The following is a 25,469-nucleotide window of genomic DNA, read 5'->3' as shown; positions in this document are numbered from 1 at the left end:
TCGGCGCCCGTTCTACAGTGCGGGCATGGTCAAGACGGCAGTGGAAATCGCGGCGGCAGTGCGTGCCAAGGAACTCGACCCGGTCCAGGTGACCCAGGAGGCTCTGGACCGCATCGCGGCGGCGGACGGGGTGGTCGGCGCGTTCCGACGGGTCCGGGTGCAGGAGGCCCTCGCCGAGGCGGCCGCCGTCGCCGAACGCGCGGACCTGGCCGAGCTGCCCCTGGCCGGGGTGCCCGTCGCGGTCAAGGACGTCACGGCGGTCGAAGGCGAATACGCCTCATGGGGATCCCGCGCGGGATCGTCGAAGGTGTCCACAGAGGACGGTGAGATCGCTCGGCGGCTGCGGGCGGCCGGTGCGGTGATCGTCGGCCTGACCCGGGTGCCGGAGCTCTGCATCTGGCCTTCGAGTGACGACCCGGACGGGACGGCGCGCAATCCGCGCAACCCGTCCTACGCCGCGGGTGGCTCGTCCGGCGGGAGCGCCGCGGCCGTCGCGGCCGGGTTGGTGCCGATCGCACACGGCACCGATGGCATGGGCTCGATCCGGTTGCCGTCCGCGATGTGCGGGATCGTCGGGCTCAAACCGGGCAAGGACGTGGTCCGCATGCCGGGGGAGACCGGCTGGTTCGGCCTGTCCACTCACGGCCCGATGACGACCACCGTGGCCGACGCGGCCGTGCTCATGTCCGTCCTCGCCGAGCAGCCCGATCTTGCGGACCTCGCCGACCCGAAGTCGTCCCGGATCGCGCTGTCCACTCAGGTCCCGCTGACCAGGGCGCCCTTGCCGCGCGCGTTCAGCCGAGCCGTCGCGCGGGCCGGTGAGCTGTTCCGCGCGGCAGGGCACACCGTCGCGCCCGGAACGCCGCGGTACCTCCTCGGCGCCATCGGTGGCAGCGTCGCGCGCTGGGGCGCCGGCCCGGCCGAGCAAGCGGCCGACTTCGAGCTCGCCGCACTTCAGCCTCGGACGCGTACGCACATCCGGCTCGGTCGCCTGCTCGCCTCCCGGGTTCGGGAGAGCACCCGTGAGCGATGGCTGGAGCAGACCGAGGCGTTCTTCTCCGAGCACGACGTCCTGGTCACGCCCATGCTCGCGAGTCTCCCGCTCAAGGCCCGCAAGTGGCATGAGAGCAGCTGGATCGCGAACGCACTGCCCTCCGTGCGCGTCGCCGGGTTCGCCGGTCTGTGGAATCTCGCGGGGTATCCGGCCATGTCGGTTCCGGTCGGCGTGCATCCGTCGGGCATCCCCGCCTGCGTTCAGCTGGTCGCCGCGCCTGGCGGAGAGGCGCTCCTTCTCGGCCTCGCCGCCCAGCTCGAAGCGGCCAATCCCTGGCCTCGCACCACCGGCTCCTGAGCACCCCGAAAAGAGAGCAAGGGACCTTTGCTACCACTCTCTTTTGGAGAGTGATAGCAAAGGTCCCTTGCTACTTCGTCCTGGTCAGGAGCCGGTTTTGGCGGGTGCCGGCTTCTGGCCGTTCGCCTGCGTGCCGTTCTGGTCGCTCTGTCCGTTCTTCGGCGCAGCGGCGGCAGGCGCCGAAGAAGCGGGCTTGGCGGCAGTGGGCTTGGCGGCGGGCTTGGCCGGGGCGGTGGCCTTCGAGGCGGGGGGCTCGGCGGGCTTGCTCGCCGGCTTGGTCTCCTCGGGCTTGCTGTCGCCACCGACGAGCTTCGAAGCGTGCGGGATCACCGACTCCGCGGGCAGGGCGGCGAGCATCGCTTCGCTGCCCTTCAGGACCTCGTCGGCCTGCATCAGGCTCTTGCGAGCCTGCTCACGGATCTCCGCCAGGCGCTCGACCTTCCGCTGGGCGGCGGTCGTGCGCTGGGCGGCGGTCGTCGTGGCCTCGTCGAGCCGGCGCTTGGCCTCGGCGGTCGCCTCGTCGAGGCGACGTTTCGACTCGGCGGTGGCCTCGGCGATCCGGCGTTCGGCCTGGTTCTTGCTGGCCGTCTGCTGGTCGGCGATGTGCTTCTCGAGCGAGGTGCGCTGAGCCGTCATCGTCTGCTCGAACTCGCGCTCGATCTTGCGACGTTTGCGTTCGGCCTCGTTGTCCAGCAGTTCCCGGCGCTGGGCGGCCTCGACGGTCAGCCGCTGGACCTCGGCCCGCGTCTCGGCGAGCGCGGACTCGTGCTCGGAGTGCAGAGCGTCGGCCTGCTTGTCCAGCTCGGCGACGAGGCGCGTGTAGCGCTCACGCAGCTTCTTCGACGCCTCGCTCGACGAAGCCCAGTGCTTCTCGGCCGCGACCTCGGCGCGCTTCGTGACCTCGTCCGCGCGTGCCTGCGCGAGGGTCACGGTGCGCTGCATCCGCTCGTCGAGGTCCTCGAGCCGCTCCGGCGGCTTCTTCAGTTCCTCGATTCTGGCGTTCAGCTTCGCCACCTCGTGGCGCACGGTTTCGAGTTCGCGCGTGGCCGACGTCGCCTGCGCGATGGCGGCGTCTCGGTCGGTGATCACGCGATGCAGCTGGGCTTCGAGATGATCCAGATACTGGCGCACTTCGTTCCGGTCGAAGCCGTGCCAGGCCTGGGTGTACTCGCGCCGCAGGGGCAACAGGCCGTTGTCTCGCTCGGGAACCATGGTCACGACGGTACCTGCGTACCCGGCGTCGCCGTTGTCAGGCTTGGTGATTCACCGACGTGTGTCGGCTCTCAGCTGCTGACCCTCACCTGAACGGCCGCCACCCGTGTGCGCAGTGTCACCAATGGAAGCCGCGGCTGAGCCGGGCGAGGGCCATCGCCGCACGGGACAGATGCTGTTCGCCCTTGCCGATTTTCAGTCCGCCGCCGCCACCCGCGGCCGCGGAGTCCGGGAAGACGCGGAAACCTTGGTAGGCCACGGCATCCGTGAGTCCCGGGGTGAGCGTGTAGGCGAGACCGATCGCCTGCCCGGCGGGCGTGCCGATGTGTTTCGGGCGTTCCTTCAGCGCCTTCATCACCATTTCGGCGGCCTGGTCCGGCGATTTCGTCGGGAACGCGTCGTAGATCTTCGTCGGCCGGATCATCGGCGTGCGCACGAGTGGCATGTGGATGGTCGTGAAGGTGATCCCGTCACCGTGGGTTTCGGTCGCGGCGATCCGGGAGAAATAGTCCAAAGCGGCCTTCGACGCCGCATAAGCGGAAAAGCGCGGTGCGATTCCCTGCACGCCGATCGACGAGACGTTGACGATATGCCCGAACTTCCGCTCGGACATATGCGGCAGCACCGCGAGGATGAGCCGGACCGCGCCGAAGTAGTTGATCGCCATCGCGCGCTCGTAGTCGTGGAACCGGTCGTACGACAGTTTGATCGACCGGCGGATCGAACGGCCGGCGTTGTTGACGAGCATGTCGATGCGGCCGTGTTCGGCGAGCATCGCGTCGACGGCCTTGTGCACCGATTCCTCGTCGGTCAGGTCGGCCGGGTACACCGACGCGGTACCGCCGGCGGCGATGATCTCGTCCCGCACCTCTTCGAGTTCGTGCTGCCGCCGCGCCACGAGCAGGGGCACGCCGCCCGCGGCCGCGACCTTGATCGCGGTCGCGCGGCCGATGCCCGACGAGGCGCCGGTGATGATCACGCGGCGGCCGTCGAGTTCGCCGCGGGGACCGTGCTTGCGCGCGCGGAACGGGTCCAGGTGCTCGCGCCAGTAGCGCCACAGCGTGGGCGCGTAGTCCTCGATCCGGGGCGCCTCGACGCCCGAGCCGATGAGCGCCTTGCGGGTCGACGCCGACGAGAACACCGACGGGAACGCCATGGTCTCCAGCAGCACCGGCGGGATGCCGAGCCGCTCCAGCACGGCGTCGCGCGCGATCGTGAAGCCGGGGATGTGCTCGCTCAGCTTGACGAGGTTGACGATGCCCTTGGACAAGCGGTCGTTGAGCTGTACGGAGATCGTCGGCGCGCCCGCGGCCTTCGCGAAGGCGTTGTACACCGAGACGACCGGCTGGGGCTCCGGATTGACCAGGTGGAACGCGCGCCCGTCGAGCCCTTCCTTGGAGATCAAGGCGAGGAGCGACTCGGCCACGTAGTCGACCGGGACGACGTTGGTGTCGCCGAGGTCGGGGCCGACGATCGGCACATCCGGCAGCCCGGCGAGCCTGCTGATCGCGGGGAACAGGTAGTACGGGCCGTCGATCTTGTCCATCTCGCCGGTTTCGGAGTTCCCGACGACGACCGCGGGCCGGTACACCCGCCACGGGACGTCCTGCTGCTCGCGCACGAGCCGTTCCGCTTCGAACTTCGTGCGGTGGTACGGCGTCATGAGCCGCTGGCCGACGTCGAACATCTCCTCGGTGAACATGCCCTCGTGGTCACCGGCGACGGCGACGGAGGACACGTGGTGCAGGCAGCCGGCGTTCAGGTCCGCGGCGAGCGCGATCACCTGCGCGGTGCCTTCGACGTTGGCCTTGATGCTGGCTTCGTCGTCCGCGGTGAGGTCGTAGAGCGCGGCGAGGTGGACGACGTGATCGACACCGCGAAGCTTCGTGCGGTCGTCTTCGCTCACGCCGAGCAGCGGTTCGCCGAGGTCACCGGTGACGAGGGTGACGCGTTCCGGATGCGGCCAGGCGTTCACGAGTTTCGCGAGTTTGTCCTGTGAGGACGCGCGAACGAGGAGTGCGACCCGGTCGACGTCCTCCCTGGCGAGCAGTAGCCGGGTGAACTGGCGCCCGATCAGTCCGGTCGCCCCGGTCACCAGAAATGTCGCCATCTGCCTCACCCTTCACCGTGCTCGCCCGCGTCCCCTGGGCATTCTGCTGCATGACGACGGCGCTGACCACCACGGCTCCGGTGAAGTTACTCACGGGTAACTAGGCCGGGTCGGCGATGACGACCCGGTTCTCGGCGTAGCCGGTCTCCCCGCCGATCCAGCGGCCGCCGCAGGTCACCAGGACTATCCGATGTGGACCGGACTGGCCGAACAGCTCGTCGGCCCGCTGCGGCAGCTCGTTCTTCTTCAGCGTGATCAGCTGGGAAACCTTGTACTGCCAAGGCTTTCCTGCCTTGTCGACCACGGTGACCGCGCCGCCGATCCGGTCGTTCCACAGTTCCGCGAACGGACCCGTCGCACCCTTCCAGTTCACGTGCCCGGCGAACACGCTCGCCCCGGTGGCCGCGCTCAGCTCGGCGCCCCACCAGGTCACCTCGCCGAGGTTTTCCGGCACCGGAAGCTCCGCGCCCGGGCCGAGGTCCTTGCGGATCAGCTTCGCCCCGCCGCCCGCGGGCAGCCGGATCGTGCTCGGTCCCTGCGGCTGGGTGGGCGGAGGTGCTTGCTGAGGAGGCGGGGCAGGCGGAGGCGTCGTGGGGACGATCTCCGGTGGAGGTGGGACCTCCTGCTGCGCGGGCGCGGCCGGGGCGCCGCCCGCGACGGCGGCGGAGACGGGCTGAGCCGTCCCCGCCACCATGGTCGTCGGCGGCCAGATCAGCAGGGCCGCGACGAGGTCCGCGCACAGGACCGTGACGGCTCCCAGCGCGAACCCGCGTCGTACAGACATTCCTGAATCCTCTTTAACGTCGCGAAGACCGCCGCGCGGCCACGCCCACCATGATCGATCCGAGCAGCGCGAGCGCACCGACGCCGAGGATCCCGGCGGTCGACGCGGAGTTCTCGACGGTGCCCTGCATCATCGCCACCGGCCGGTCGCCGGCGGGAATGGTGCGCGGTACCTCGTTGGGCGTGTTGGCGACCTTGAGCGCCAGCGTCTCACCCGGCTTGACCTCGCCGCAGGCGGACGGCGGATTCTTCGGGTCGAACGCGTTGGTGTAGCCCGGCGGGGCGTTGACCTCGACGACGCAGATCTCCTGCGGGGTCCGCAGGTTCTCGACGACGACCGTGCCGTTCTCGCCTTCGGTGGTGACGACGGCGGGCTTGCCGTCGGCGCCGTTGAGCGGCTTGCCGTCGTGGCCGACGGCGGCGGTGGTCTTGTCCTTGGCGGTGATCCGCAGCGCGGCACCCGCGATGCCCTTGTCGGTCTTCGCGTCGACCTTGGTCACCTGGACCTTGCCCGGCTTCGAGACGACGGCGACACCCTGCGCCTTCAGTTCCTTCTCGCCACCCGTCGAGACGACCTTCTGCACGCCGGTCTCGACCGGGAACTGCACGTACGGCCGGTCCGCGGGCGCGGACAGCGAGCTCGCCAGCTTGGGCTGGTCACCGGTCGGCGTCACCTTGACCGTGACGGTGCCGTCTTCGCCGGTCTTCACCGTGGTCGCTTTCGCGGCTTTCGCGGTCGACGTCGACGCGGGCTTGGTGCTCTCGCCACTGTCGACCGTCGCGTTCGACGGCGTGAGCTGCACGGGCACCCCGGAGACGCCCTTGCCCTTGGCGTTCTTGACGCTGATCGTCCACTCGCCGGCGGTGCCGATGTGCTGGTCTTCCTTCGGCGGCGCGATCGCGGTGGTCCACGGGCCGCGGTTGGCCTCGGCGTCCTTGGTCAGCTTCTCGACGGCCGTGGCGGCGTCGGCGTGCTGCGCCTTCAGCTTGTCGAGGTGTGCCGGCGCGTCGTAGCCGATCTTGTCGGCGGGCCGGTCCGGCTTGAGGTCGTCGGCGGTGCGCGGTTTCGAAGTCCAAGAATGGAGAAGATGCGCGAGCGCGGCGGCCTCGGCGTTGTTCGACGTGCCGCCGTAACGCAGCAGCAGGTAGGAGATGTTGGCCGCGGTGTCCTCGGGGAGCTTCGCGCCCCACTTGTCGAGGAGTTCGTCACCGGGTTTGTACTGCTCGTTCGAATCCGGTGCCTTCAACTGGAAGCTGACGCAGAACACGTGCTTGCCGTTGACGACGTAGGAACCGAGCCAGTCGCGGGTTCTGGGTTTGTTCTCGACCGTCTGACCGGGTGTGACCTCGTAGCCGACGCCCTCCTTCTTGTCGGCGGAGGCCTGAGGTGCCGCGACGGTGGCGGACAGCGCGCCGAGCAGGCACGTCGCGATCAGGCTGGTCAAGGCGCGCGAACGCACGCTCGGGCGTGTGGTCCACCCCATGGTGTGTTGACTCCTTTGGCCGTGCTCTGCCCCGGCGCCTTTACGTCGATGCAGGTCACACGATCGATAGGTTCCCCGACACGCCTTCGGTGTTTATCCGAACACGCAACGTGCAGGGTGGCCTGTGATCAGCGGTTTTGGCAATAGGTCATCAGGTGGGGTATCGGTGAACGGTTGGTGATCTCCGCCGCATACGGTGTGGGGGATGGGTTCCGCGCGGAATGTGAGTAAAGTCGTCTTTACTTCGACGGGAACCGGGCGGCCCCCGCGGTCGTTGAACCCGATGCAGGTGCCAGTAGATCCAGGAGGATCAGGTGCGATCCAGTAGCAACCCGGCGTTCCGGAACCTGCCGCGTGGCGCGGCGCAGTACGGACCCAACGTAGGCTTCAACCAACCCCAGGGCGGGGTCCCCGGCTACGGCCCGCCGCAGACCTCCGCCGGTGCCGACGACCGTCCCATGACCGTCGACGACGTCGTCATCAAGACGGCCCTGAGCCTCGGCACCGCGCTGGTGACCGGTGTGCTCACCGCGATCTGGGCGATCAGCCAGATCCCGGTGTCGGCTTCCGGCAAGATCACCGGCGTCCCCGGCTCCGTGATCGGCGTGCTCGTCGGCTCGATGCTCGTCGGCCTCGTGATCTCGCTGGTGATCATCTTCAAGAAGATGCCGAGCGGCCCGCTCACGCTGGCCTATTCGGCTGTCGAGGGTGTCTTCCTCGGTGCGATCAGCGGTCTGTTCGAGGCCCTTTACCCGGGCATCGCGCTGCAGGCGATCGTCGGCACCGCCGGTGTCTTCATCGCGATGCTGGTCGTCTACAAGACGGGTGCCGTCAAGGTCACCCCGAAGCTGACCAAGTGGATCATCGGCGCCGTGGTCGGCGTCGCGATCATGATGCTGGTCAACCTCGTCACCAGTCTCTTCTTCGGCTTCAACCCGTTGCGTGACGGCGGTCCGATCGCGATCATCTTCAGCCTCGTGGTGATCGGTGTCGCGGCGTTCAGCTTCCTGCTCGACTTCGACCAGGCCGACCGGATGATCCGCGAAGGCACGCCGTCGAAGTGGTCCTGGTACGTCGCCTTCGGTCTGATGACCACGCTGGTCTGGCTGTACCTCGAGATCCTGCGTCTCCTGTCGTACTTCCAAAACGACTGACGCACGACCTGACGAAAGGGCGCCCCGAGCCATCGGGGCGCCCTTTTTCGTCGTGAATACTCTGATGCCATGACCGAATACAGCGATGAACCGGCCCGGCCGAAGCGGTCGAAGTGGTTTTGGGTCGGCATCCTGGTGCCGGTCGCCATCGTGGTGATGAGTGCCGCGACCTGGATCGTCGGATACGCGTCCAGCACGGACAACGCCCAAGTGGGCGACTGCTACGCGATCACCACTTTCGGCGACGTCGGCGTCGACCCGGCGAAGGTGGACTGCGGCGCGGCCGAGGCCAACGCGAAGGTCGGGGCCAGGACCGAAGGCGGCGTCGCCTGCCCTGAAGGCGAGTACGACGAACTCACCGTCGACGGGACGTTCTCCTCGTACAAGCTCTGCATGATGATCAACGCGAAACAGGGCGATTGCCTGGTGAACTTCCTGGCCGACGCCGTGGCGTACCAGAAGGTGCCGTGCTCGGATCCCGCGAAGGACGCGGAGATCGTGAAGGTCGCCGAAGGTGTTGCGAGCGACAAGGCGTGTGAGGACACCGAAGCGACTCATCTCGAGGTCTATTCGACGCCGCCTTCGACGCTGTGCATCAAGAGCAGTAAATAGCGGCTTCGACCAGCGATTTTCACCCGTTCGGGGGGTCGGTGCGTCGCGTTGATCACGATGAGTGTTTGATACCGAGGTTCTCATTCCTCTTCACAACTGTGAGGTTTCTCGGTGACCACTTCCCAGCCGGCCCCTGGGGGCCAAATGCCGGTGGGACAGCCCGACGCTTTCGGTCCGCCTCCCGGCGGTCAGCCGGCGGCGCCCAAGCGATCCAAGCTCGCTTGGCTGAGGTTCGCCATCCCGGTGCTCGTCGTCGTCATCGGTGGTGGCCTGTTCCTGGTCAACTACTTCACCGGCACGGGCAACGCGCAGGCCGGAGACTGCTTGAGCGTGACCGAATTCTCGCGGACCGCCGACGAGCCGAAGAAGGCCGACTGCGGTGCGCAGGAGGCGAACGTCAAGGTCGCCGCGCGCGTGGGCGGCGACGAGTCGTGCCCGGAAGGCGACTACGACACCATCTCGATGTCCGGCCGGATGTCGTACAAGCTCTGCCTGATGGTCAACGCCAAGCAGGGCGACTGCCTCAAGGGCTTCAACTCGCAGACCGCCGGCTACATGAAGGTCGCGTGCACGGATCCCGCCAAGGACGCGGAGTTGGTGAAGGTCGCCAACACCTCGGACAAGGCGAGCTGTGAAGGCACCGAAGCCACGCGGGTGGCGCTCTACTCGACGCCGCCGACCACCATCTGCATCAAGACGGCGGAGTAACGCCGGACTCGCCTGAAGGCCCCCTTCCCCCGGATCGAACCGAGGGAAGGGGGCCTTCGCGCGTTCGGGGTCCGGCTGCGGGGAGCAAGGGACCTTTGCTCTCACCGCCGCCATCCGGCCCTGTGCGAGCGTCCGTTCGTCGCACAGTGTGGGACGGGCTGCGATCGGGTGGTCACCGGTCCTAACGTTGCTCGTCCCCAACCCGCCGATCGACCTGGAGTCCTGGTGGCGACGACAGAAACCCAAGCCGGCGAGAAGAAGCTCCTCGACTTCCCGACCTCCTGCGCCGCTCCCGTCCCGCAACCGGAAGAGCCGGTCAAGATCGTGCCGCTGGCGATCGCCGGTGCCCTCGCGGTCGGCCTGACCTGGTACGTCTGGGCGGCACACGGGGCGAAGTTCGGCGTTCTGCTCATCCTCGGTCTGCTGCTCGGCCTCGCCCTCTTCCACTCCCGCTTCGGGTTCACTTCGGCCTGGCGCCAGCTGATCGCGGTCGGCAACGGCCAGGGTCTGCGGGCGCACACCCTGCTGCTCGGCACGGCCGCGACGCTGATCGCGCTGATCGTCGGCACCGGATCCGGTCTGTTCGGCAGTACGCCCAATCCGACCGCGGGCGGGCTGGGGCTCGCGTTGTTCGTCGGCGCGACGATCTTCGCCATCGGCATGCAACTGGGCGGCGCGTGCGCGTCCGGAACCCTGTTCGCGGTCGGTTCCGGGCAGTCGACGATCGTGCTGACCCTGGGCGGGTTCATCACCGGCTCGGTCGTCTACACCTGGGCGTACCCGGTCCTTTCCGGCTGGCCGGAGTTCAAGGGGATCCTGCTCTCCGACCACGTCGGCTGGTTCGGTTCGTGGGCGATCACCATCGCCGTCCTGGCCGCGATCGTGCTGGGCACCCGGTTCGTGCAGAAGCGCCGCAACCCGCCGCCGACCGACGTCGTCCCGACCGCGCACGGCGTCGCCCGGATCTTCCGCGGGTCGTGGCCGATCCTCGTCGGCGCCGTCGTCCTCGGTGTGCTGGCTGGTGCCGTTTTCCTGGTCTCCGGCGGCATCTGGGGCGTCACGAGCGCGTTCAGCCTGTGGGGCGCCAAGATCCTGCAGGTGTTCGGGCTGCACCCGGAGACCTGGGAGTTCTGGCGGCTCAAGGCGAACGCGGCTTCGCTCGCGGGGCCGATCTGGAAGGACAAGAACAGCCTCACCGACATCGGCATCATGATCGGCGCGGGTGTCGCCGCGGCGGCCGCGGGCGCCTGGAAGATCCACAGCTCGATCCCGTGGCGCACCGCCGTCGCCGCGGTGCTCGGCGGCATCCTGATGGGCATCGGCGCGCGGATGGCGGGCGGCTGCAACATCGGCGCCTACCTCGGCGGGATCTCGGTCGGCAGCCTGCACGGCTGGCTGTGGGGCGTGTTCGCGCTCGGCGGCACGTGGATCGGGCTCAAGCTGCGGCCGCTGTTCGGCCTCGGCAACCCGGCGCCGACGGACAGCGTCTGCTGATCACTCTTCGTGACATCCCGTATGCGGACTTGCCCTTTCGGCCCGCATACGGGGAAAAGGTTGGCATGTAAAACCCGTGTTCGGCTACCCTCGGCTACATCTTCGCGCTTGTGCATCAACGCACAAGCGCAGTGGGGAAGGCCTGGCGACGGTGCCGGGCGTCATTTCGCGGTCGCGACCGGCGGGGGTCGTCGCGTCAGCCGAGCATCAGGGGACGGTTCCTTCATGTCAACGCAAAGCCCGGCCGCGCCGGGCGGCGACAAACTCGACGCCGGCGTGCTCAGGGTCGCCGTCGTCGTCATCCTCGGCGCGATCATGGCGATCCTCGACACGACGGTCGTCAACGTCGCGCTCCAGAAACTGACCATCGAGTTCCAGACGTCGTTCGACACCATCCAGTGGATCGCGACCGGGTACATGCTGGCGCTGGCCACGGTCATCCCGATCACCGGCTGGGCCTCGGACCGGTTCGGCACCAAACGCCTCTACATGGTGGCGATCGGGCTGTTCCTGATCGGGTCGATGCTCGCCGGCATGGCCTGGGACGTCGAATCGCTGATCGTCTTCCGGATCCTGCAGGGCTTCGGCGGCGGCATGCTGATGCCCGCCGGTATGACGATCCTGACCCGGACCGCGGGTCCGCACCGGATCGGCCGCGTGATGGGCGTGCTCGGCGTGCCGATGCTGCTCGGCCCGATCGGCGGCCCGATCCTCGGCGGCTGGCTGGTCGACGCGGTGAGCTGGCGCTGGATCTTCTACATCAACCTGCCGATCGGCCTGATCACGCTGGCGCTGGCGTGGCGCCTGCTGCCGAAGGACCGGCCGGAACCCAGCGAGCGCTTCGACTTCGTCGGCATGCTGATGGTGTCGCCGGGGCTGGCGGCGCTGATCTTCGGTGTTTCGAACATCCCGGCGGCGGGCGGTGTCGGCGCGGTGGACGTCTGGCTGCCTGCGCTGGCCGGGATCGGGCTCCTGGTGGCGTTCGTGTTCCGGGCGAACCGGGTCGCGAACCCGTTGCTGGACCTGAAGCTGTTCAAGAACCGGTCGTTCTCCGTCGCGATGGTGACGATGACGTTCTTCTGCGTCGCGTTCTTCGGCGCGATGCTGTTGCTGCCGACGTACTTCGTGCTGGCGCGCGGTGAATCGGCGATGAACGCCGGCCTGCTGCTCGCCCCGCAGGGTGTCGGCGCGATGCTCACGATGCCGATCGCGGGCAGGTTCGCCGACAAGATCGGCGCGCGGAAGATCGTGCTGCCGGGTCTCGTGCTGATGCTCGCCGGGTTGATCGCCTTCACCCAGGTCACCGCGACGACGCCGTATTGGCTGCTGCTTTCGGCGTTGTTCGTGATGGGGCTCGGCATGGGCGCGACGATGATGCCGATCACGTCGGCCGCGCTGCAGACGCTGAAGCCGCAGGACATGGCGAAGGCGTCGACGGCGACGAACATCCTCCAGCAGACCGCGGGCGCGATCGGCGCGGCGGTGCTGTCGATCATCCTGGCCGCGCTGCTGGCCGGGAAGTTCGGCGTGCCGACCTCGCAGGGCCAGCTGGCCGCGACCGCCGCGGTGTTCAACCCGGCGACGCACGAGGTGGCTTCGGGACTGACCGCGGACGCGTTCTCGACGACGTTCCTGTGGTCGATGATCCTGCTCGCGCTGTGCCTGATCCCGGCGGCGTTCCTGCCGAAGACCAGGCCCGCGCTGCCCGAGGGTGTCGACGGCGAGGTCCCGGCGGCCCCGCCGATCATGACCCACTAGCCGCGGAAACGGAGCAAGGGACCTTTGCTGCTACTTTCTTCAGGAAAGTAGCAGCAAAGGTCCCTTGCTCTCTTTTCGCAGGTCAGGAGAGGCGTTCGAGGACCATCGCCATGCCCTGGCCGCCGCCGACGCACATCGTCTCGAGGCCGAACTGCTTGTCGTGGTGCTGCAGCGAGTTGATCAGCGTCGAGGTGATCCGCGCGCCGGTCATGCCGAACGGGTGGCCGACGGCGATCGCGCCGCCGTTGACGTTCAGCTTGTCGAGGTCGATCCCGAGGTCCTTGTACGACGGGATGACCTGCGCGGCGAACGCCTCGTTGATCTCGACGAGGTCGATGTCGCCGATCGAAAGGCCGGCGCGCGAAAGCGCCTGCTTCGACGCTTCGACCGGGCCGTAGCCCATGATCTCCGGCGACAGCCCGGAAACACCGGTCGAGACGACGCGGGCCAGCGGGGTCAGTCCCAGTTCGCGAGCCTTGGTGTCCGACATGATGATCACCGCCGCGGCGCCGTCGTTGAGCGCGCAGCAGTTGCCCGCGGTGATCCGGCCGTCGGGGCGGAACACCGGCTTGAGGCCGGAGACGCCTTCGAGGGTGACCCCGGCGCGCGGACCGTCGTCCTTCGAGACCACGGTGCCGTCCGGCAGGGTGACCGGGGTGATGTCCTTGGCCCAGAAGCCGTCGGCGATGGCCTTTTCGGCGAGGTTCTGCGACCGGACACCGAACTCGTCCATTTCCTCGCGCGACACGTTCTTCAGCCGCGCCAGGTTCTCGGCGGTCTGGCCCATGGCGATGTAGACGTCCGGCAGGACGCCGTTCTCGCGCGGGTCGCTCCAGCTGTCGGCGCCTTCGGCCGCCACCTGCGCGGTGCGGGCCTCGGCGTCGGCGAACAGCGGGTTGTGGGTGTTCGGCCAGGAGTCCGAGCTGCCGTTGGCGAAGCGCGAGACGGTCTCGACACCGGCGGAGATGAATACGTCGCCTTCGCCGGCCTTGATCGCGTGCAGTGCCATGCGGGTGGTCTGGAGGCTGGAGGAGCAGTATCGCGTGATCGTGCAGCCGGGAAGGTGGTCGTAGCCGAGTTCGACGGCGACCGCGCGGCCCATGTTGAAGCCCTGCTCGCCGCCGGGGAGACCACAGCCCAGCATGAGGTCTTCGATCTGCGTCGGGTCGAGCTCGGGGACCTTGTCGAGGGCGGCGCGGACCATCTGCACGGTGAGGTCGTCCGGGCGGATGCTCACCAGCGATCCCTTGCCGGCGCGGCCGATCGGGGATCGGGCGGTGGAGACGATGACGGCTTCGGGCATGGAACGACACTCCCTTGTTTTCGATCCAGACACGCGCTAAGCGGTTGCTCACCTCGCATCCTCCACCGGAGTGAGGTGCGGGTCAAAGGCGAACGCGATCCACACCACACCACTCGATGGCGCCGGTTGCCACCGGAGTTGAGTGGACACATCCCGACCTGCGGCGTTTAGGCTGTCCACGTGGATTACGTCGAGCACATCGTGGACCTCGTGGGCAACACCCCTCTGGTCAAGCTGAACTCCCTTGCCGAGGGGCTGCAACCGCTCATCCTGGCCAAGGTCGAGTACGTCAACCCCGGCGGCAGCGTCAAGGACCGCATCGCGCTGCGGATGATCGAAGCCGCCGAACGTTCCGGCGAACTGAAGCCCGGCGGCACCATCGTCGAGCCGACGTCCGGCAACACCGGCGTCGGGCTGGCCATGGTGGCGCAGCGCAAGGGGTACAAGTGCGTGTTCGTCTGCCCGGACAAGGTCAGCGAGGACAAGCGCAACGTGCTCAAGGCCTACGGTGCCCGCGTCGTGGTCTGCCCGACCGCGGTCGCGCCGGAGCACCCGGACTCCTACTACAACGTCTCCGACCGTCTCGTGCGCGAGATCGAGGGCGCCTGGAAGCCGAACCAGTACGCCAACCCGGAGAACCCGGCCAGCCACTACCACTCGACCGGCCCGGAGCTCTGGACCCAGACCGAGGGCAAGATCACGCATTTCGTCGCCGGAGTCGGCACGGGCGGCACGATCTCGGGCACCGGCAAGTACCTCAAGGAGGTCAGCGACGGCCGCGTCCAGGTCATCGGCGCGGACCCCGAAGGCTCGGTGTACTCGGGCGGGACGGGCAGGCCGTACCTGGTCGAGGGCGTCGGTGAGGACTTCTGGCCGGAGACCTACGACCGTGACGTCGCCGACCAGATCATCCCGATCTCGGACGCGCACTCCTTCGACATCACGCGCCGTCTCGCGCTCGAAGAAGGGCTGCTCGTCGGCGGTTCGTGCGGCATGGCCGTCGCGGCGGCGCTCAAACTCGCCGAGGGCCTCGGCCCGGACGACGTCGTCGTCGTGCTCCTTCCCGACGGCGGCCGCGGCTACCTCACCAAGGTCTTCAACGACGACTGGATGTCCTCCTACGGCTTCCTGCCGCCCGATTCGAGCGGCGCGACCGTCGGCGACGTCCTGATGAAGAAGAGCGGTTCGCTGCCCAACCTGGTGCACAGCCACCCGAACGAGACCGTCGCCGAAGCGGTGGCGATCCTGGCGGAGTTCGGCGTCAGCCAGATGCCCGTCGTCAGCGCGGAACCGCCGCTCATGGCGGCCGAGGTCGTCGGCGCGGTCAACGAACGCGACCTGCTCGAAGCGCTCTTCACCGGCAAGGCCCAGCTGGCCGACCGGCTCGAGCAGCACATGTCGCCGCCGCTGCCGACCATCGGCGCCGGTGAACAGGTGAGTTCGGCGATGGACGCGCTCTCGGGTGCCGACGGCGCGCTCGTGCTGGTGGACGGTAAGCCCGCGGGCGTCGTCACCCGGCACGACCTGCTCGCGTTTCTCGCAGGACGGTAAAGAGGCATTTCATCGGATGGTCGGGCCGGGGCGTTACGAGCGCACCACCCGGCCATCCGATAGCGTGTGGGTGAGTTGAACTTTCATGTCCTCGTCAAGGGGGTTCAAGACCCAAATGAGTGCTCCGCAGCCACCGAATCAGCCTTGGGGTGGCGCCCAGCCACCCCAGGGACCCCCGAGTGGCCCCCAGCCGCAGCAAGACAACCCGTTCGGTTCCCCGGAACCGACCCAGGTGGTGCAGCCCGCCCAACCCGGCCAGCCCGACTACGGGCAACCGCAGTACGGGCAGCCCTCGTACGAGCAGCCCCAGGGCGGCGGGTTCGGCGACACCCCGGAGCCCACCCAGGTCGTTCAGCCGGTGCAGCCGGGCTCCAATGACGCCAACGCGACCCAGGTCGTGCAGCCGGTGAGCGGGGGCGGCGACGCCCCCGGCGAATCGACCCAGCTCGTGCCGCCGGGTTCGCAGCCGCCCGCCATCCCGTACGCCCCGCCGCCGAGCGCGGCCGACAACCCGGCCGGTGCCTATGGCGCCCAGGGCGGCGGTTTCGGTCAGCAGCAGGGCTTCGGCGGGCCCCCGCAGGGCGGGTTCGACCCGTCGCAGGGCCAGCAACAGCCCGGTTTCGGCCAGCAGCAGGGCTTCGGTGGACCGCCGCAGGGCGGTTTCGGCCAGCAGCCCGGTTTCGGCGGACCGCCCCAGGGTTACCCCGGTGCGCCCGCCCCCGCCGGCGGCGCGAACCCGCTCTTCGGGTTCATCGCCGGTGGACTGGTCGGCCTTCTCGGTCTTCTCGCGCTGGTCTTCACCTTCGTCTACTTCGGTGACGCGGGCGATTTCTCCGAAGCGGTCGACGCCCAGTCCGCCAAGATCGGACAGGAGGCCGTCGACAAGGCCCTCGACCAGTTCGGTCTGTCGTCGCCCGGCACCGTCTGGCTTTTCGTGATCCTGCTGCTGGTCGCCTCGCTCATCGCGACCGCGTCCGGTGCCGGTCTCGCCCTGGCGGGCAAGCTGCCGGCCGGGATCAAGAAGATCCTGCCGATCGCGGTCGCCGCGGGCGGTGCGCTGCTGGTCCTCTTCGGCATCCTGCTCCTGGGCGCCACGAGCGCGTCGGGTGAGAACGTGCCGAGCGAGGTCAGCATCGGCATCGGCCTGCCGCAGCTGATCTTCGGCGTCCTGATCCTGATCGTCGGTGTGGTGGGCCTGATCCCGCAGACCGCGCAGTTCGTCGGCCTCGGTGGCGGCGGTTCGGTGCTCGGCGCCCCGCAAAGCGGCCAGCCCGGTCACTTCGGTGGACCGCCGCAGAGCGGTTTCGGCCAGCCGGGTCAGCCCGGCCCGTACGGCCAGCCGCAGCCGGGTCCCTACGGTCAGCCGGGTCAGCCCGCTCCGTCCTCGGGCGGCTTCGCGCAGCCGGGTCAGCCGCAGCAGCAGGGTGGCTTCGGGCAGCAGCCCGGCCAGCAGGGCCCGCCCAGCGGTGGTTTCGCGCAGCCGGGTCAGCCGCAGCAGCAGGGTGGCTACGGCCAGCCGCCGCAGCAGCAACCCGGCGGGTTCGGGCAGCAGCCCGGATACCAGGGGCCGCCCAGCGGCGGATTCGGCCAGCCGGGCCAGCAGCCCGGTCAGCAGCCGGGCCAGCCCCCGCAGCAGTGGTGATCCGTAGCCACTGAACGGTTTCGCGCATGATGCCCTCGGCCATTCGGCCGGGGGCATCATGTTTTCGCGGAGGTCTCCCGAATCCGCCGCCACAGCGGAGGTCGCCCGGCTAGGGTGAGCGCCGTTAACCCACACCCGGCTGATGGGGGCGACGTGACCGGTCCGTACGGATATCCCGCACAGCAGCCAGGACCGGCCGGTTTCGGATACCCCCCACAGCAGGCTCGCCCGAATGGCGCCACCGCGGTCATCGCCGCGCTGCTCGGACTCGTCGCCGCGGGCGCGTCCGGGTTCATCCCGGTCTACTTCTTCCTCAGACTGCCGTCCGGGGTGAGCATCGGCAATCTGCCGGGATTCGTGCTCACCGCGCTCGGGCTGTACCTGCTCGGCGCGTTGATCCTCCTGATCGGCGCGCTGTCGGCGTTCTTCCGCTCGGTCGCCGGTGCCGTCCTCCTGGTGCTGGGCGCGTCGATGGTGATCGCCGCCGCCTTGGCGGAACCGCTCGCGTTCAACGGGAACTACGGCATCTACTTCCGCGCGCAGTTCGAATTCGAGACGTTCCTCGCCGTCGTCCGCGTGGTCATGTTCGCGGTCGTCCCGTTCACGCTGATCTTCGCGATCATCCCGCCGACGCTGAAGTACCTGCGCTGGAAGCCCGCCGCCGCACAGCCCTTCCGGCCGCAAAACCAGTATCCGCAGCAAGGCGGCTGGTGAGATCCTGACGAGCCCGGCCGCACGCGCTGGTTCGTCCGGCGGCCGGCTCGACTTGGGGGAGCTCATGAGCAGACAAGGGTTTTCGCCGACTCCGGGCACCGCGATCGCCGCGGCGGTCCTGGGCTTTCTGATCGCCGTGCGCCAACTGGCGGAGGCGGCCGTCTATTTCCTCCAGCTCTTCGTCGACGGTGGACTCCCGGAGTACGTCGTCGGGCTCCTCTGGAACGTGGCCGTGGCAGCGGCCTTGGTCGTGGGCGGCATCCTGTTGCTGCGGAGGAAGAACTCGGGCCGCGTCCTGCTTGTGACGGCTGTGGCGGTTTCCCTCTTGGCAACGCTCTTCGTCCCCGACGACGCTCGGATCTACTTCTTCACCGAAGCGATCGGGGAGACGCAGACGTCGTCCGACATCCGTTCCTTCGGGCTTTTCGGGATGGCTGTGGCCGCGTTGGTGCTGGCGCTGATCCGGCCTACCGCGGATTGGCTGGAAGGGAAGCGGAAGGACGACGAGGAACCGTCGAAGCAGGATCGGCTTCCCGGCTGGTAGCGGTGCTGACAGGATGAGTTCCTGATCTCGACAGGGGGCGAAATGACGTACCAGCAGTACCCGCCGCAGGGCTATCCGCCGCCCGGCGCCTACCCGCATCCGGGAATGCCGCCGAAGCCGAACAGCGCCACCGGGATCATCGCCGGCATCCTCGCGATCCTCGGTGGAGTCTGGTTTCTGTCCGGGTCGGTCTGGACCGTCATCCTGACGTTCGGCCGGTTCCATGCCGAGGTCCTCATCGGCGGGATCCTCGATCTCGCGGTCGGTGTGCTCCTGCTGCTCGGCGGAATCCTGCTGCTCAGGCGCAAAAGCACCGGGCGCATGCTCGTCGTGGTCGGCGGGGGCGCGGCGATCCTCCTCGGGTTGGTTTCGGTGGTCCTGCGCGCGACCGGCTCGGACTTCTACTTCGTGTACAGCGGGGTGCGCGTCCTCTACGGGTTCCTGGGGCTCGTCATCCAGCTCTTCATCCCGGCGATCGCGACACTCGTGCTGGCGCTGATCCCGCCGACGGCGCGCTGGGTGGGGGCCACGAAGCAGCCCGCGGTGTTCATGCCGCCGCAGAACTTCGGCTATCCGCAGCCGCCGTCCGGATACCCACCATCCGGTTACCCGCCGCCGCGACAGCCGGGAACGCCACCCGGGCAGTGGTGAGTTCGATCCCAGACGATGGGATCTCGAGGTGGTGGTCGTACCCTGGACCGTATGGCCGATGACTACTCTCTGCTGGGCTTCGAAACGCGCGCGATCCATGCCGGGCAGACTCCTGATCCCCGGACCGGCGCGGTCATCGTGCCGATCTATCAGACCTCGACTTACGCGCAGGACGGCGTCGGCGGCACGCGCGAAGGCGACTACGAGTACTCCCGCACCGCGAACCCCACGCGCACCGCGCTGGAGGTCGCGCTCGCGGCGCTCGAAGGCGCGCGGCACGGTCTTGCCTACGCGTCGGGGATGGCGGCCAGTGACGTCCTGCTGCGGGCGACGCTGCGTCCCGGCGACCACCTCGTGCTCGGCAACGACGCGTATGGCGGCACGTTCCGGCTGATCGACAAGGTGCTCAGCCTGTGGGGCGTCGAGCACACGGTCGCCGACCTGGGGAACATCGCCGAGGTCCGCGCCGCGATCCGGCCGGAGACGAAGCTGATCTGGTGCGAGTCGCCGACGAACCCGATGCTGGGGATCGCGGACATCGCCGCGCTGGCCGAAGTCGCGCACGGCGCCGGCGCGCGTCTGGTCGTCGACAACACCTTCGCCACCCCGTACCTGCAGAACCCGCTTTCGCTGGGTGCCGATGTCGTCCTGCACTCGACGACCAAGTACCTCGGCGGGCACTCCGACGTCGTCGGCGGCGCGATCCTGACCAACGAGGACGAACTGCGCGAGCAGCTGTTCTACCTGCGCAACGCGGCGGGCGCGGTGCCCGGTCCGTTCGACGCGTGGCTGACCCTGCGCGGCATCAAGACGCTCGCGCTGCGCATGGAGCGCCACAGCGACAACGCCGAACTGATCGCCCGGATGCTGCTCAAGCACCCTAAGGTCGAGCACGTCTACTACCCGGGTCTGCCGGAGCACCCCGGCCACGAGGTCGCTTCGAAGCAGATGCGGCGCTTCGGCGGGATGATCTCGTTCACCCACGTCGACGGCGAGCAGGCCGCCCTCGACGTCGCGTCGAAGACGAAGCTCTTCATCCTCGCCGAGTCGCTCGGCGGGATCGAATCGCTCATCGAGCACCCGGGCCGGATGACCCACGCGAGCACCGTCGGGTCCACCCTGGAGGTGCCGGACAACCTGCTGCGCCTGTCGGTCGGCATCGAGGACGGCAGCGACCTGGTCAACGATCTGGCTCAAGCCCTGGGCTGACCGCCGCCGAGCCCAGGAAGGGAGCAAGGGACCTTTGCTATCACTCTCCAAAAGAGAGTGATAGCAAAGGTCCCTTGCTCTTTTCGCGCTGGTCAGCGCGGTGTGGTGGGAGGGATCGCCCGTGTCAGGGGCGGAAGTTGCTGGGCTGGACGCCGGACTTCGCGTCGGCCTCGTGCGCGGACTCCCGCGGCGCGGCGGGCAGCTCGGAGCCGTCGACGCAGCCGCCGACGAGTTCGATGTGGTTGTCGTGCCGGATGTACTGGCCCGGGTCCACGCAGCCGGCGCGGTCGACCGTGTAGACGGCGGCGCCGGTCAGCAGGGCGGCCGAGGTGATGGCCAGCACGACCGGGAGCACCCCGGCGGAGCGGGTCGCCCGGACCCTGCCGATGTTCCCCCGTGCCATGCGCGCTCCCTGGTCACCTTCGCCGCCGACGTCAAGAGTACCCGGACAGTGAACTTGTCACGTGACGTATCCGTCAGGTGGCATCATCCCGCTCATGGAACTGGTCGATGTCGAGAGGATCCGGGCGGCACGCAAGCTGCTGGAAGGCGTGACTCGCGTGACTCCCATGGAACACGCGAGAGACCTTCGAAAGGTTCACGGCGGCCCGGTCCATCTCAAATGCGAGAACCTCCAGCGCACCGGTTCGTTCAAGATCCGCGGCGCGTACACCCGGATCCACGGGCTGTCCGACGAGGACCGCGGCCGCGGAGTGGTCGCGGCGAGCGCGGGTAATCACGCGCAAGGGGTCGCGCTCGCGTCGGCGCTGCTCGGGACGAAGGCGACGGTCTTCATGCCCCAGCGCGCGCCGCTGCCGAAGCTTGCTGCTACCCAGGGCTACGGCGCCGACGTCCACCTGTATGGCGAAGTGCTGGAAGAGACCCTCGCCGAGGCCGTCGCGTTCAGTGAGCGGACCGGGGCGGTGTTCATCCATCCGTTCGACCACGCGGACATCATCGCCGGGCAGGGGACGGTCGGGCTCGAGATCCTCGACCAGGTCCCCGGCGTGCGGACGGTCCTGGTCTCCACCGGCGGCGGCGGACTCGTCGGTGGGGTCGCTTCGGCACTGAAGGCGCTTCGCCCGGACGTCCGGATCGTCGGCGTCCAAGCCGAGGAGGCCGCCGCGTATCCGCCGTCGCTCGCCGCCGGCGCGCCGGTCCGGCTGCGCGAGATGCACACGATGGCCGACGGGATCGCCGTCGGAGAGCCGGGACCGGTCAGCTACGCGCATGTCGCCGAACTGGTCGACGACATCGTGACGGTGACCGAGGAGTCGCTTTCGCGGGCGGTGCTGCTGTGCCTTGAGCGACGGAAACTCGTCGTCGAACCGGCCGGAGCGGCGGGTGTCGCGGCGTTGCTGCAGCACCCGGGCGCCTTCGAGCCGCCGATCGTGGCGATCCTTTCCGGTGGCAACGTAGACCCGGTGCTCTTGCTGCAAATCGTCCGGCACGGGATGACCGCGGGCGGCCGGTATCTGAAGCTGCGGCTGCGGGTCCCGGATCGGCCGGGTTCGCTGGCTTCGGTGCTTTCCCGCGTCAGCGAACTGGGCGCGAACGTGCTCGACGTCGAGCACTCGCGGGTCTCGGGCAGTCTCGCTCTCGGCGAGGTCGAGATCTCACTGGCGCTGGAGACCCGCGGCCCGTCGCACTGCGCCGAGGTGGCGGAGGCGCTGCAGACGGCGGGCTGGACGGTGGTTTGAGTCACCCGAGGGTGAGTCCTAAGCGGACGGTTGGCCGGTGATGGCGGTGACCGCGAGTTCGCGTTCGGGCTCGCCGACCTCCGGCAGGGTGAACCGCAGTGCCCGGATGTGGGTGAGCAGCTCGGGATCGGGCGCGACGTCGTGCTCGCGCAGGTAGTAGGCGACCGCGCCCGGCCAGTACCACCGGCCGTCCGTGCGGAAGTTCAACGGCACCAACGGTTCCCTGTCGGGATCGAACGCGTCGGCGTCGTAGGTCCGCGACGCCAGTACGACCGGTGCGCCGTCGAGGTACTCCAGCACGCGCTCCCGCTCGGCCGGGGTCAGCGGCTCACGGTTCACCACCGGACGGCCCGACTCGTCGAGACCGTCGTAGACCCGCGGCGAGCGCAGCGCCTCCGGGGCTTCGGCGGGCGGGGTCGCCACCAGCGGCTCGGCGGGCTGCGATGGCTGAGCGGGTTCGAGTCCGGCCCGCTGTCGCAGCCACGGCGGAATGTACTGCTCGGCTCGCGGGAAGAACCGGAGTTCGTCCTGGAAGCCGATCTGCGGTGGGGTACGCCGCCAGGGTGGCTCCACGTCGGCGAGGAAATCGGCGCCGAGCACTGTCGTCGAGCCGTAGACGAGGATGGCACTCAGCCAGGTACCGCGACCGGGCTGGTACATCCCGGCACGAAGGTTGCCGAGTAACTGCATGGCTTCCGGGCTCGGCTGCGCCGGACGCGGCAGGCCGTCCTGCCCGGTGACGAGCAGGTCGACCTCGACATGCCTGCCCGCCGCACGGTATTCGACGCGCATCTGCTGCCACCCGGGCGGGAGCGGTGTCGCGAGGACGTGGCCCACCTGCCAGACGAGCTGCTGTTGCTGCTGCTGGTTCAAGGGCGGCTGAGGCCCGCTCATGGTCTCTCCCTCTTCATCCGCGCCTGCCGCGTCACGCGGCGGGGCGGTTGCCCAGCAGGAAGTTCGTCGGCAGGTACTCCGACTCCACCTCGACGGTCATCCCGACGGACCTGGCCAGTACGGCGATCGCGAGCGGGGCGAACGCGATGAACCCGTCGGGTTCGTCGACGAGGTCCTCGTCGCTCGTCCAGTACTTCCGGTGCTGTTCCAGCGCGCGTGTCAGTGACACGGTGAACTTCTCCGAATCGCGCCGGAGCAGGTAGTAGAACATCTCGACGGGCGGATAGACGATCTGCGCCATCACGCGCGGAGGCGTGCCGCCTCCGGCGTCCGGGTCGGTGCCGTCCATCACGGTGTCGAACAGCTCTGGGGTGATCTCCTGGCCGGTCAGGAAGTTCCGCACGGTTTGGACCCAGGGATAGACGTAGGCGTCGTGCTCGACGCCCGAAGCCCGAAGCACCTCATCGGGCACGGCGCAGAGCCGCTGGACGAGTTCGTCTTCCCGGTTGACGATCGCGAGCCAGATCGCGGTGAGCCAGGCGCCCGCGTTCGCGTACGACACCGGACCGGTGGCCTGGAATCGCGAGGGTTTCGCGACCACGGCCTCGATCTCACCCTCGCCGGTGGCGGCGGCGGTGAAGATCGCCGTCGCGGCCTGGGCGGAGGTCCGGAGATCCTCCCAGGTCTGGGTTTCCGCGGCCGCCGGGTCGAGTACGGATTCGTACTGGGTGAGCGCCAGTGCCCGGCCCAAGACGTTCTTCAGCGCGGCCGGGTCTTGCTCGACGTAGTCGATGTAGAAGCTGATCTGCGGAGCGAGAACGTCGAGCAGCTTCTGGACCGCGTCACGGTCCACCGGGTGCCTCGGCACAGTCGTCATGGGTTCAGTCCTTCTTCGGCGGCGGCGGTGGCTCGGGCAGCGGCGACTTGTAGCCGAACCCGCCGTACGGCTTGAAATCGTATCCGAGGTTCACATGCGGGGTGACCGACTCGTCGACCCGCGCCCTGATCTCTATGTAGTCGAGCCGCTTCTCCAGTTTCGCCCGCTCCAGGGCTTCGGCGAGGACCGGATCGGCCTTCCTGGTCTTCGCCACGAGGTCGTCGTAGTAGTCCGGATGTCCTTGCCGGACAACACGGTCCTCGGCCTTGAGGTAACGCGTGCTGGGCTTGCCGCCCGGCCCCTTCGCCTCGTGGACGACATAGTGGGGCTCCTTGACGCCCGCGTACTTGACTTCCCAGATGTGGTCGAAGTTGCCCGGTCCGGGCTTGCCGCCACCGGTCGGGTGCTTCGGGGTGATGTCGGCGCGGACATTGCCGTCCCCGTCGACGATCTGGTAGCGCTGGCTTCCTTCCGGGGCGTCCGGGTGGGGGCGCACGTCGAACTGTTCGCCAGGGAAGGACGCGCTGAAGTCACGGTGCAGGCGGTCGCGGATGGCGTGGTGCGAAGCCTCCTCGCCCAGTGCCTCCGAAGCGTCGTTCTTGGCGCTGAAGGCCTTGGACCATTCGTCGGTGCCTTCGGTCTCCTTCTCGAAATCGTTCTGCTTGCCGCGCCGTTCCTCGATCTTCTCGTCGATCCGGTCGTAATCGCGTTCCCGCCAGTTCCGGGTGTCGACGTCTTCGCCCGGTGTGCGCCGATCGGGCGTGTCCGACGACGCGTCCTGCTCGGGCGACTGCCGGGAGTCACCGTCCTGACCGTCCGAACCGGACTCCGGCTTGTCCTCGCGCTTCGGCGGGAAGGTGTCCGAGCGGTCCTTGTCGAAGCCCTGGAACTCGGCGGGCGGACGCTCGCTCTTGAACCGCGGCTGGCCGCCGACCAGGTCGACCTGCGGCGGGTTCGGGTCGTAGTGGGGGTTGTTGGCACTGCGTCGCGGGTTGACCCGCAGTTCGGGGCCGTCCTTGCCGGGGTACTCGTAGTAGTTCGCCTTGCGGTAGTCGTCGTCGGCGATCTTCTGCCGGGGAGTCCGGCCGTTCTCGTCCGGCTTGTCCTGCCAGCCCGGCGGACCGTCGTCGTCGCCGTCACCGCGGCTGCGGGCGCTGTCGGCGTCCACGTCCTGCTTGTCCGCGTGCGAGGTGTCCGGGGTGAAGCCGTCGTCGCTCGCCCGGCGGGCGGTGCCGTCGGGGCTGTGGACGTCCCATTCGCCGTTCGGCGGGATCTTCGGACGGGGACGGCCGTCGGGGCCGATCTCGTAGTCGGACGAGAAGACACGGCCGTTCGAGTCGGTCCAGGCCGGCCTGCTCGGCGCCATGACCTCGGTGTCGAGTTCCCGCGAAAGACGGCGCGCGAAGTCGTTCGAGCCGGCGTCGCAGCCGATGAGCCTGATCGGGCGGCCGTCGTAATCCCCGTTGCGGCGCAAGATATCCGCGAATTCCTCGGGGGTGTACGTGCGGTTGCCGATGCGGGCGTGCCCGTCCGGCGTCACGTGCACGTCGACGGTGTAGCGGCCGTCCGGGTCCGGTTGGACGCGGTGCGGCAGGTCGCCCATGTCGGCGTCGCCGCGGTGGTACGAGCTACCCGCGGGGGTGCCTTCGGAATGCCGTTGGTTGACCTCGTCCGGGGTCAGCGGGCGGTCGGGTTCGCCGTCAGGGCCGCGGTCGTGC

The 25,469-nt window shown here is 68.7% G+C and carries 21 protein-coding genes and 1 pseudogene; 13 read left to right on the top strand and 9 right to left on the bottom strand.

The genetic code is table 11. The annotated features are described in order from the left end of the window. Positions 1 to 25 precede the first annotated feature (25 nt). Complete coding sequence (locus H5J31_RS00110) at positions 26 to 1,351, top strand: amidase (protein ID WP_181770316.1); 1,326 nt, start codon at positions 26 to 28, stop codon at positions 1,349 to 1,351. A gap of 84 nt (positions 1,352 to 1,435) precedes the next feature. Here the strand turns inward: H5J31_RS00110 and H5J31_RS00105 are convergent, their stop codons facing one another. From H5J31_RS00105 to H5J31_RS00090, 4 genes are all read right to left on the bottom strand, one after another. After that, positions 1,436 to 2,563 carry a coiled-coil domain-containing protein gene (locus H5J31_RS00105; RefSeq protein WP_181770315.1) on the bottom strand — a complete coding sequence of 376 codons (1,128 nt, stop codon included), beginning with the start codon at positions 2,561 to 2,563 and terminating at the stop codon, positions 1,436 to 1,438. 118 nt (positions 2,564 to 2,681) lie between these two features. Continuing rightward, on the bottom strand, positions 2,682 to 4,673 hold the full coding sequence (locus H5J31_RS00100; RefSeq protein ID WP_181770314.1) for an SDR family oxidoreductase: 1,992 nt from the start codon (positions 4,671 to 4,673) through the stop codon (positions 2,682 to 2,684). A gap of 100 nt (positions 4,674 to 4,773) precedes the next feature. Then, entirely contained in the window at positions 4,774 to 5,457 is a 684-nt protein-coding gene (locus H5J31_RS00095) for a class F sortase (RefSeq protein WP_181770313.1), read from the bottom strand. Positions 5,458 to 5,470: 13 nt separating this feature from the next. Further along, positions 5,471 to 6,940, bottom strand: coding sequence for a SpaA isopeptide-forming pilin-related protein (locus H5J31_RS00090; protein ID WP_181770312.1), 1,470 nt, complete (start codon positions 6,938 to 6,940; stop codon positions 5,471 to 5,473). Between the two features lie 314 nt (positions 6,941 to 7,254). On the opposite strand from H5J31_RS00090, the gene H5J31_RS00085 reads away from it, so the two are divergent. The 5 genes from H5J31_RS00085 (at position 7,255) to H5J31_RS00065 (ending at position 12,666) form a co-directional block, all read left to right on the top strand. Then, positions 7,255 to 8,094, top strand: coding sequence for a Bax inhibitor-1/YccA family protein (locus tag H5J31_RS00085; RefSeq protein ID WP_181770311.1), 840 nt, complete (start codon positions 7,255 to 7,257; stop codon positions 8,092 to 8,094). Between the two features lie 69 nt (positions 8,095 to 8,163). Then, positions 8,164 to 8,706 (top strand): LppU/SCO3897 family protein, encoded by a 543-nt coding sequence (locus tag H5J31_RS00080; protein WP_181770310.1) that lies wholly within the window; start codon positions 8,164 to 8,166, stop codon positions 8,704 to 8,706. Between the two features lie 144 nt (positions 8,707 to 8,850). Then, positions 8,851 to 9,414 carry an LppU/SCO3897 family protein gene (locus H5J31_RS00075; protein WP_181770309.1) on the top strand — a complete coding sequence of 188 codons (564 nt, stop codon included), beginning with the start codon at positions 8,851 to 8,853 and terminating at the stop codon, positions 9,412 to 9,414. Positions 9,415 to 9,639: 225 nt separating this feature from the next. Then, on the top strand, positions 9,640 to 10,908 hold the full coding sequence (locus tag H5J31_RS00070; RefSeq protein WP_181770308.1) for a YeeE/YedE family protein: 1,269 nt from the start codon (positions 9,640 to 9,642) through the stop codon (positions 10,906 to 10,908). Between the two features lie 225 nt (positions 10,909 to 11,133). Next, on the top strand, positions 11,134 to 12,666 hold the full coding sequence (locus H5J31_RS00065; protein ID WP_181770307.1) for a DHA2 family efflux MFS transporter permease subunit: 1,533 nt from the start codon (positions 11,134 to 11,136) through the stop codon (positions 12,664 to 12,666). An 82-nt stretch (positions 12,667 to 12,748) separates the two neighbouring features. Here H5J31_RS00065 and H5J31_RS00060 read toward each other — a convergent pair whose 3' ends face one another. Beyond that, complete coding sequence (locus H5J31_RS00060; protein WP_181770306.1) at positions 12,749 to 13,969, bottom strand: acetyl-CoA C-acetyltransferase; 1,221 nt, start codon at positions 13,967 to 13,969, stop codon at positions 12,749 to 12,751. A gap of 180 nt (positions 13,970 to 14,149) precedes the next feature. Here H5J31_RS00060 and H5J31_RS00055 point away from each other — a divergent pair, with 180 nt between their 5' ends. From H5J31_RS00055 to H5J31_RS00030, 6 genes are all read left to right on the top strand, one after another. After that, the gene (locus H5J31_RS00055; protein ID WP_181770305.1) at positions 14,150 to 15,520 is read left to right on the top strand and encodes a cystathionine beta-synthase; all 1,371 of its coding nucleotides are present in this window, start codon (positions 14,150 to 14,152) and stop codon (positions 15,518 to 15,520) included. Between the two features lie 232 nt (positions 15,521 to 15,752). Then, complete coding sequence (locus tag H5J31_RS00050) at positions 15,753 to 17,162, top strand: hypothetical protein (protein WP_181770304.1); 1,410 nt, start codon at positions 15,753 to 15,755, stop codon at positions 17,160 to 17,162. A 153-nt stretch (positions 17,163 to 17,315) separates the two neighbouring features. Next, complete coding sequence (locus H5J31_RS00045) at positions 17,316 to 17,876, top strand: hypothetical protein (protein ID WP_181770303.1); 561 nt, start codon at positions 17,316 to 17,318, stop codon at positions 17,874 to 17,876. Positions 17,877 to 17,940: 64 nt separating this feature from the next. Then, on the top strand, positions 17,941 to 18,420 hold the full coding sequence (locus tag H5J31_RS00040; protein ID WP_181770302.1) for a hypothetical protein: 480 nt from the start codon (positions 17,941 to 17,943) through the stop codon (positions 18,418 to 18,420). Between the two features lie 42 nt (positions 18,421 to 18,462). Beyond that, positions 18,463 to 19,071 carry a hypothetical protein gene (locus H5J31_RS00035; protein WP_181770301.1) on the top strand — a complete coding sequence of 203 codons (609 nt, stop codon included), beginning with the start codon at positions 18,463 to 18,465 and terminating at the stop codon, positions 19,069 to 19,071. Between the two features lie 51 nt (positions 19,072 to 19,122). After that, a complete protein-coding gene (locus H5J31_RS00030; protein ID WP_181770300.1) occupies positions 19,123 to 20,280 on the top strand; it encodes a cystathionine gamma-synthase in 1,158 nt (385 codons plus the stop codon). 124 nt (positions 20,281 to 20,404) lie between these two features. On the opposite strand, the gene H5J31_RS00025 is transcribed toward H5J31_RS00030, so the two are convergent. After that, positions 20,405 to 20,683, bottom strand: a complete 279-nt coding sequence (locus tag H5J31_RS00025) for a hypothetical protein (RefSeq protein ID WP_181770299.1) — start codon at positions 20,681 to 20,683, stop codon at positions 20,405 to 20,407. Positions 20,684 to 20,777: 94 nt separating this feature from the next. Here H5J31_RS00025 and ilvA point away from each other — a divergent pair, with 94 nt between their 5' ends. Next, the gene (gene ilvA / locus H5J31_RS00020; RefSeq protein WP_181770298.1) at positions 20,778 to 21,980 is read left to right on the top strand and encodes a threonine ammonia-lyase; all 1,203 of its coding nucleotides are present in this window, start codon (positions 20,778 to 20,780) and stop codon (positions 21,978 to 21,980) included. Positions 21,981 to 21,998: 18 nt separating this feature from the next. On the opposite strand, the gene H5J31_RS00015 is transcribed toward ilvA, so the two are convergent. From H5J31_RS00015 to H5J31_RS39675, 3 genes and pseudogenes are all read right to left on the bottom strand, one after another. After that, a complete protein-coding gene (locus tag H5J31_RS00015) occupies positions 21,999 to 22,874 on the bottom strand; it encodes a ferredoxin (protein ID WP_181770297.1) in 876 nt (291 codons plus the stop codon). A gap of 31 nt (positions 22,875 to 22,905) precedes the next feature. Next, the gene (locus tag H5J31_RS00010; protein WP_181770296.1) at positions 22,906 to 23,751 is read right to left on the bottom strand and encodes an immunity 49 family protein; all 846 of its coding nucleotides are present in this window, start codon (positions 23,749 to 23,751) and stop codon (positions 22,906 to 22,908) included. 4 nt (positions 23,752 to 23,755) lie between these two features. Further along, positions 23,756 to 25,469: pseudogene (locus tag H5J31_RS39675) on the bottom strand (hypothetical protein); the annotation flags it as partial.

Source organism: Amycolatopsis pittospori (genome assembly GCF_013870525.1).
Taxonomy (GTDB): domain Bacteria; phylum Actinomycetota; class Actinomycetes; order Mycobacteriales; family Pseudonocardiaceae; genus Amycolatopsis; species Amycolatopsis pittospori.
The sequence above is the reverse complement of the archived record's forward strand: the minus strand, read 5'-3'. Positions and strand labels throughout refer to the sequence as shown.